Source organism: Comamonas guangdongensis (assembly GCF_041079535.1).
Lineage (GTDB): Bacteria > Pseudomonadota > Gammaproteobacteria > Burkholderiales > Burkholderiaceae_C > Comamonas > Comamonas guangdongensis.
Genome location: NZ_JBFYGN010000050.1, coordinates 1 through 8,507 on the forward strand (window position 1 = coordinate 1; position 8,507 = coordinate 8,507).

General features: G+C 54.1%; 5 protein-coding genes and 1 pseudogene. 5 read left to right on the top strand and 1 reads right to left on the bottom strand.

What is annotated here, in order from left to right; translation table 11 throughout:
* The 5 genes and pseudogenes from AB6724_RS21510 to AB6724_RS21530 all read left to right on the top strand — a co-directional run.
* A partial coding sequence (locus AB6724_RS21510) for a calcium-binding protein (RefSeq protein ID WP_369340582.1) occupies positions 1-1,185 on the top strand: 1,185 nt, incomplete at its 5' end.
* A gap of 148 nt (positions 1,186-1,333) precedes the next feature.
* Positions 1,334-3,529 carry a type I secretion system permease/ATPase gene (locus tag AB6724_RS21515; protein WP_369340583.1) on the top strand — a complete coding sequence of 732 codons (2,196 nt, stop codon included), beginning with the start codon at positions 1,334-1,336 and terminating at the stop codon, positions 3,527-3,529.
* 11 nt (positions 3,530-3,540) lie between these two features.
* A complete protein-coding gene (locus AB6724_RS21520) occupies positions 3,541-4,908 on the top strand; it encodes an HlyD family type I secretion periplasmic adaptor subunit (protein ID WP_369340584.1) in 1,368 nt (455 codons plus the stop codon).
* Entirely contained in the window at positions 4,898-6,571 is a 1,674-nt protein-coding gene (locus tag AB6724_RS21525; protein WP_369340585.1) for a TolC family protein, read from the top strand. Before AB6724_RS21520 ends, AB6724_RS21525 begins: the two co-directional genes overlap by 11 nt.
* Before the next feature lie 285 nt (positions 6,572-6,856).
* Positions 6,857-7,491 (top strand): annotated as a pseudogene (locus AB6724_RS21530) (IS5 family transposase); the annotation flags it as partial.
* Positions 7,492-7,589: 98 nt separating this feature from the next.
* Here the strand turns inward: AB6724_RS21530 and AB6724_RS21535 are convergent.
* A partial coding sequence (locus tag AB6724_RS21535; RefSeq protein ID WP_369340586.1) for a calcium-binding protein occupies positions 7,590-8,507 on the bottom strand: 918 nt, incomplete at its 5' end.

Sequence of the window (8,507 nt, forward strand, 5' to 3'; positions counted from 1 at the left end):
CAATTCAAGGAAGGCGTTGCACCCTCGGAGATTGTGGCGACCCGCTCGGGCAATGCGTTGATCCTGAGCATTGTTGGCACCACGGATCGAGTCCAAATCAGCGACTTTTTCTACGGCCAGAATCCCCGCAGTGCCTACAACCCCATTCAGCAGGCCCGGTTTGCCGATGGCACGGTTTGGGATGTACAGGCACTGACGAACAAGTACTTTGAGGGCTCGGCGGCAGATGACGCCTTGGTGGGAACGGTTGCTGATGACATGATTTATGGCCAAGGTGGCAATGACACTCTGTATGGAGGGTTGGGCAACGACACCCTCGACGGTGGTGCGGGCAACGACACGCTTTATGGCGAGTCGGGCAACGACACCTACTTGTTTGGCAAGGGCGATGGCCAGGACACGATTGCCTCGGACTACGACACGTCGGCAGGCAAGCTCAATGTGCTTCAATTCAAGGAAGGCGTTGCACCCTCGGAGATTGTGGCGACCCGCTCGGGCAATGCGTTGATCCTGAGCATTGTTGGCACCACGGATCGAGTCCAAATCAGCGACTTTTTCTACGGCCAGAATCCCCGCAGTGCCTACAACCCCATTCAGCAGGCCCGGTTTGCCGATGGCACGGTTTGGGATGTACAGGCACTGACGAACAAGTACTTTGAGGGCTCGGCGGCAGATGACGCCTTGGTGGGAACGGTTGCTGATGACATGATTTATGGCCAAGGTGGCAATGACACTCTGTATGGAGGGTTGGGCAACGACACCCTCGACGGTGGTGCGGGCAACGACACGCTTTATGGCGAGTCGGGCAACGACACCTATTATTTTTCGCGTGGCTTTGGTGTTGATACGGTTTACGACTACGACACTACGACAGGCAATAAAGATGTCGCACAGTTTGCCGCCGACATCGCCTCGGATCAACTGTGGTTCCGTCGAAATGGAATTAATTTGGAAGTCAGTGTTATCGGTTCTACCGACAAAATGACTATTTCCAGTTGGTACTCGGGTACAAGCTATCAAATCGAGCAATTTAGGGCGGGAGATGGAAAGAATTTATCCAACACCCAAGTCCAAGTCTTGGTTGAAGCGATGGCCAGTTTTTCACCTCCAGCTGCCGGGCAATCAGTGTTAAGTCCTGACTATAAAAATAGCTTAGATGCTGTAATTTCAGCAAGCTGGAAATAAAATAAGCCATCCAAAAAAGGGTGGCTTATTTTATAATTTAGTTCAGTAGCTACGTCTTTTGATGATTAGCTGTTGATTTTTGAGTAATAATTATCCAGCTCATATGCTTTGCATATTTTGAGCTATCTGGGTATGGAATAGTAGAAGAATGAGATATTCTGGGGAGAAAAAACAAGATACCGGGCTATGGGCATTGTTCACCATGGCGCAATTTCATAGCCTTCAGGTGGATCCGGCTAAGCTTCAGCATGAGTTCGGTGCAGAGCCTTTTGATGTCGTCACACTGCTCAATGCCGCCAAATCCATAGGCTTTTCTGCCAAACGGGTTCACCAACCTTTGGAGCGCCTGGAAAAAGCTCCGCTACCTTGCATTGCGATGGATACCGAGGGCCGGTTTTTCATCGTGGCAAAGGTCGATATGGCTGGGGCGCATTCCAGTACATTATCTGGGCCCGTGAGTTCCGAAGAGACTAAAAGTCAAGCTCAGTCTCAGTGCAAGGTTCTTATTCAGCGTCCTGGCGAGCCTCCTCAGATACTGGGGCTCACGAGCTTCCAGTCCATCTGGGCTGGGCAGTTGATCTACCTGACCAGTAAGGCTAGTTTCGCGGGTGAGACTGCGCGCTTTGACTTCACATGGTTTATTCCAGCTGTTGTCAAGTACCGGAAGCTGTTGGGTGAAGTCTTTCTACTCTCCCTGGTGTTGCAGCTGGTGGCTCTTGTCACTCCCATGTTCTTTCAGGTCGTAATGGACAAGGTGCTGGTCAACCATGCCATGCAAACCTTGCACGTCATCGCCATTGGCCTGCTGTGTGCAACAGTCTTTGAAGTGTTACTAACTGGTATTCGCACCTATATCTTTGCGCATACCAGTTCCAAGATTGATGTGGAGTTGGGCGCACGCCTGTTTAAGCACCTCATGGCTTTGCCCATGGCCTATTTTCACAGCCGCCGTACCGGGGACTCCGTGGCGAGAATTCGGGAGCTGGAAAACATTCGGTCCTTTCTGACCGGCAATGCGATGACGCTGGTGCTGGACTTGCTGTTTTCGTTTGTGTTCATTGCAGCTTTGCTTTGGTATAGCCCGCTGCTGACATTGATCGTACTGGGGTCCATTCCTCTGTACATCTTGATCTCGGTGCTCTTTACGCCTGTTCTGCGGGCTCGCCTCAACGAGAAATTCAACCGCGGAGCAGAAAACCAATCGTTTCTTGTTGAGACCATCGGTGGTATCGATACGGTCAAGGCCATGGCGGTGGAGCCGCGCTGGCAGCAGCGTTGGGACAAGCAACTTGCCAGCTATGTGGCGGCGGGCCTGTCGGCCACCAATGTAGGAACGATCGCAGGGAATGCCGTCACGCTGGTCAGCAAGCTCGTCACGATCGGAATCATGTGGCTGGGTGCGCAATTGGTGCTTGAGAGCAAGTTGACTGTGGGCCAACTGATTGCCTTCAATATGTTGGCGGCTCAGGTTTCCAACCCCATTTTGCGCATGGCTCAGCTTTGGAATGACTTCCAGCAGGTTGGCATTTCCATGAGCCGCTTGGGAGACATTCTCAACACTCGCACGGAGATTGAAGGTAGCAAGACCCGAATTCCTCGCCTGGCGGGAGCTATCGAGTTTGATCAAACCTCGTTCCGTTACCGCCCCGATGCACCAGACGTCATCCGTTCGCTTCAACTGCGTATCCGCCCGGGAGAAGTTGTCGGCATTGTGGGTCGTTCGGGTTCAGGCAAGAGCACTCTTACGAAGCTGGTCCAGCGTCTCTATGTGCCGGATCGTGGCCGTGTGCTTATTGACGGCCAGGACATCTCTATTGTCGATACGGCTTCACTGCGGCATCAGATTGGCGTGGTATTGCAGGAGAACGTACTCTTCAACCGCTCGGTACGCGACAACATCGCGCTGACTCATCCATCCGCACCCATTGAGGTCATTACGCAGGTCGCCAAGCTCGCCGGTGCTCATGATTTCATCTGCGAATTGCCTGAAGGCTACGACACGATCGTTGGGGAACACGGCACAGGACTTTCAGGGGGGCAGCGTCAGCGCATTGCTATTGCCCGCGCGCTCATCAGCGACCCTCGCATCCTGATCTTTGACGAGGCCACCAGCGCGCTCGATTACGAGTCCGAAAAAATCATCCAAGACAACATGCGCAGCATCTGCAAGGGCCGGACCGTCATTGTCATTGCACACCGACTTTCTGCAGTCCGTGAAGCCAACCGGATCATCGTGATGGAGAGAGGGCAGATCGCAGAGATGGGGACTCACCAGCAGTTGCTGGCCAATTCCCGAGGCATATACAGCCATTTGCATCAACTGCAAAACGGCTTGGCCGGATAAAGCCGCCCACCATGAGCTACAAACATCGAACACAAGCTTATCTTGAGCTGCTTAGTCGTTACGGTCGTACCTTTGCATACTTTTGGCGTCGGCGCGATGAATTTCCCGAACGAGCATTGCGTGCTGAAGAAGCAGAGTTTCTGCCAGCAGTACTGGCCGTACAGGAAAGCCCGCCCTCACGCAGTCTGCGTTGGATTGCCAGGCTACTAGTCTTGATGGTCACCGTCGCGCTGGCCTGGGCAGTGCTGGGGCGCATGGACATCATTGTCAGTGCCAGCGGCAAAGTCATTCCCACTGAGCGAATCAAGACGATTGCCGCTGTAGACACCGGCAGTGTGGTGACCCTCAAGGTACAAGAAGGACAGTCGGTTAAGGCTGGCGACATCCTGCTGCAACTGGATACCAGCGCGCTTGATGCAGAACGTGACAAGGCTCTCGGAGAAAAGAATGAAGCCGTGCTGACTCTAAGTCGTAACCAAGCTCTGTTGCAGGCAGTGAAGCTTGGCAAGCCGCCGATGCTCCCTACAGTCCGCGAGTTGAACGAGCGCCATGGCACAACCTTGGATGAGGTCCGTTGGCAGGCCGCTCATTTGCATGTGCAAGGCCAGTACCTGGATTACGAGGCCAAGCGTAGGAAGCTCTCTGATGACCTCCAGCACTATGCTGCGGCTCTGCCCCTGGCAACTGAGCAGGCGAAGAGCTACAAGGTGCTGCTCGCCACGAATGATGTTTCTCGCGATGCCTGGATGGAAAAGGAGCGCTCTCGGCTGCAACTGCAGGCCCAATGGCAGGAGACCCGGAATCAACGAGATGCACTGGCTGCCGAGATCTCGCGCACGGCGCTGGATCAGGTGGCCGATGCCCGTCGCATTGCACAAACTTCCACACAAGAAGCGTTGCGCGCGTCCAGTACCAGCCGACTGCTGACGTTGAAAGCTCCTGTCGATGGCACTGTGCAGCAGCTTGCGGTGCACACGTTGGGTGGCGTGGTGCAGGCTGCTCAACCCATCATGCAAATCGTGCCTAGTGGGGGGCCGCTTGAGGTCGAGGCTTTTATTGAAAATAAAGACAAAGGTTTCGTTCACCTTGATCAAAGTGCAGCCGTCAAAGTCGATACCTTTGAATACACCAAATATGGCACTTTGCCTGGCCGCGTAACGCATGTCTCACAAGACGCCATTCCGGACGAAAAGCGGGGTCTCATATACGCCGTAAAAGTCTTGCTGGACAAGACCACCTTGGATGTAGAAGGCAAGACCACTCCTATCACCCCTGGTATGGCTGTCAATGTCGAGATCAAGACTGGCGATCGCCGCGTCATTGAGTACGTGCTCAGCCCTTTGCTGCGCCACACCCACGAGGCCCTGCGTGAACGCTGAACCCACATCGTTTCAAAAGAGCAGGACGGCATTTGAGAAGAGACCAGTGGTCCAGCACAGAAACTTGGCTCTGCTATTTGCATTGCTGGTGCCGCACGGTGGGTCCTTGGCGCAGAATGCACGCGTTGACGCAGTAAAGCCTGTTGCCGCTGAAAACCGTCCCTGGCTATCGCGCAGCAGTCTTTCGGACCCGTTGCGTACGGAGCCTCCTGCACTGAATCGCAGCCTGCGGGTGCATCTGCCACCCGACTTGTTGGAGTCGACGGAGCTAAACCCAGCAAGAGGATCCGCTGCAGGTGTTGATGCTCTGATGCCAATAGAGCTGCGCTGCGCGTCTCGAGCTTCTGCTGAAAGAGCAGACAATCCTCAATGGGCGTTGCAGACGCTGCGCGCAAGTAGCCCAGGACCGATACCCGAACTCACTCTGCCGGTGGCCATACAGCTTGCGATATGCCACAACCCACAATTGCGTGCCAGTTGGAGCCAGATCGCGCAGCAGGCTGCCCAGGTCGGTCAAGCCAAAAGCGCTTACTGGCCCCAGCTCAATGCGGGCGTTGGTCGACAGAGTAGTGATGTCAGTTACGGCAACAACTTCCCGGGTACGAGCACGCAGGCCACAACCCAGAACGTTATCCTGAGCTGGCGGCTGTGGGATTTTGGTGCGCGCGACGCACGTACTGATGCAGCTCAGGCACAACTGAATGCTGCGCTCAGTGGTCAGAATGCCACTCTGCAGAAGCTGCTTGGAGAGGTGCTTTATCTCTATGCAGATGCTCAAGCGGCAGAGGCTCGCCTCTTTACGCAGAAACAGCTGCTGCCTTTGGCGGACCGGAACCTGCTCGCTGCACAGCGGCGGCAGGCTGGCGGCGCCGGAAGTTCTGGTGACACACTTCAAGCGGTGACTGCCCAGGCTCGAATTCGGCTGGAGCAAAGCCGAGCTGAAGGCGAGTTGAGCAAATCCCATGCCCAGCTGGGCTATCAATTAGGCTTGCCGTCGGGCGTCGCATATACATTGCCTCCGCTGCTACCGAGCCTCGCGAAAGAGAAGCTCAGTCCTTCGCCTACAGTGACGGATCGTTTGATGGCCAAGGCGCTGGATGACTGGCTGGGATATGCGCGCGAAAACCATCCAGCTATTGCATCGGCAAGAGCCCAATTCAAAGCGGCAGAAGCAGGTGTCAGTGCCACTGAGTCCGATGGACTGCCCACCGTGGATCTCAACTTGGGACACTACCGCAATGGACGACCGACTCAAGCGTTGAGCAGTGTGCGCTCGCGTGAAAATGTGGTTGGAGTCAGTGTCAGTATTCCCTTGTTTGACGGCTACGCGAATGCTTATAAAGTACGTGCTGCACGGGCAACTGTGGAACAAAAACGCATTGAGCTACAGGCGACCGAGCAGCAAACGCTGCAGGACTTGGTACAGCAGCACGCAGAAGCACATGCCACTCTGAAGAACCTGCGCGCGGCTATCGACCTTCACAGTGCTGCTAGTGCCGCCGCACAGTCAGCTCAGCGGCAGTATGAGAACCATACATTCGACATCCTGCAGCTCAACCAAAGTCTCATCACGCTGCAACAAGCGCAGCATGACATGGTCCGCTCGCAATTGGAGTGGAACAGGGCAAGGCTCAAGCTATGGTTGGCTGAAATGCCGATTTGAAAAAATTTTTCCATGAAAAATAGGAGCTACTATAAACTAGTAGTTTCTATTTTTATTTCTAGCTTGATTCAATCATTGAATCTAAGTTTTTTGTAGTCAAGGGAAAATTCAACTGACATATGGAGTAGGAAAGATCTTTCCATCGCATTAACTAGGGTTTGGACTTGGGTGTTTGACAATGTCTTTCCATCACCTACATTAAATTTCTTAATTTGATAGTAGGAGATTGGATATCAATTGAAAATAGTCATTTCGTCAGCTGCTCCAATAATAATGACCTCTAAATTCAGCACGCTGTGCCGCAGGCAGCGCAACTTGGACGTGCAGGTGGTGTGCCGCCCCAGTGCCGCTGGTCTTCATTTGCAGGTCGATTCCACAGGCATCAAGTTCCTGGGCGAAGGCGAGTGGAAATGCAAAAAGCATGGCGTTGAACGGCGGCATCAATGGTGCAAGCTACACATTGGCATCGATGCCCAGACCTTCCAGCTGCAGGTCATCTGTGTCACCTCCAACAACGTCAGCAATGCTGCTGTCGTGCCCCAGTTGCTGGCACAGCTGCGCCTGACGAGCTGCTGCTGACGGTGACAGGCGATGGCGCTTCTGACACCCAGCCTGTGTATGCGACGCTCTTGGAGCGCAGCGCCACTCCTCTCATCCCTCGAGAAAGAACGCCCGAATGCGCAAAGGCGATGCCTTTGCGCACCGCGATGCGGCCATCACAACATGCAGGCACTTTGGTCGCAAACTATGGAAAAGCTGGAGTGGTTATCACCGATGCAGCCCGGTGGAAACCAAGGGCACTGCATCAAACGACCGGGAGAGCGGGTAAAGTCTCGCACGTTTGAACGGCAGGTCAACGAGCTGCCATTCTCAATCAATGTGCTGAACTGAACTGCCCTCAAACGGTGGCTGTGGCCTAGCCACGTCTGGGGTTGGGAGAGATTTGGCAAAACGCTGATTTATGCAAAAGCCCCAATAAAATTATAAAAATAAACTGCCCTTTTAAGGGCAGTTTATTTTATTTCCAGTTTGATGAAATTACAGCATCTAAGCTATTTTTATAGTCAGGACTTAACACTGATTGCCCGGCAGCCGGAGGTGCGAAACTGGCCATCGCATCTACCAAGGCTTGAACTTGAGTGTTGGATAGAATTTTTCCATCCCCAGCTTTAAATTGCTCAACTTGATAGCTCGCACCTGAATACCAACTGGAAATACTGATTTGATCAGATGAGCCAATGATACTTACCTCCAAATTACTTCCATTCCGGCGGAACCACAGCTGATCCGAGGCGATGTCGACGGAAAACTGAGCGATATCTTTATTACCCTCAGTAGGGTCGTAATCGTAAACCGTATCAACACCGAAGCCCCGTTCGAAGTAGTAAGTGTCGTTGCCCGCCCCCCCCGTCAGATAGTCGTTGCCGGCGCCGCCATTGAGGATGTCGTTGCCATCACCTCCGTCGAGATAGTCGTTGCCCGCACCGCCGTCGAGCGTGTCATTGCCGCCGTAGCCATACAGCGTGTCATTGCCCTCCTGGCCATGAATCACGTCATTGCCGGTAGTGCCAGCGATGTAGTCGGCGCCGCTGGTGCCCGCAAACACCTGGTTCAGGATGGCCGGGATGTCCCAGCTCGTGCCGTCGGCAAACCGGACCTGCTGGATGGGGTTGTAGCCCCCATAGGGGTTGTTGGCTTCAAAGAAGTAGTCGATCTTGACCTGGTCCGTGGTACCGGCAATGGCCAGGATCAGCGCTCTGTCCGAGCGGGTCGCCACGATGTCCGCAGGTGCCACTCCGGCCTTGAACTGCAGCACATTGAGCTTGCCGGCCGAGGTGTCGTAATCCGAGCTGATCGTATCCTGGCCATCGCCCTTGCCGAACAGGTAGGTATCGTTGCCCAAGCCACCGCTGAGCGTGTCGTTGCCCGCACCTCC

Bases quoted from the DNA above. Each gene is read 5' to 3' on its own strand.
- AB6724_RS21515 (WP_369340583.1), top strand. From the start codon at position 1,334: ATGAGATATTCTGGGGAGAAAAAACAAGATACCGGGCTATGGGCATTG.
- AB6724_RS21520 (WP_369340584.1), top strand. From the start codon at position 3,541: ATGAGCTACAAACATCGAACACAAGCTTATCTTGAGCTGCTTAGTCGT.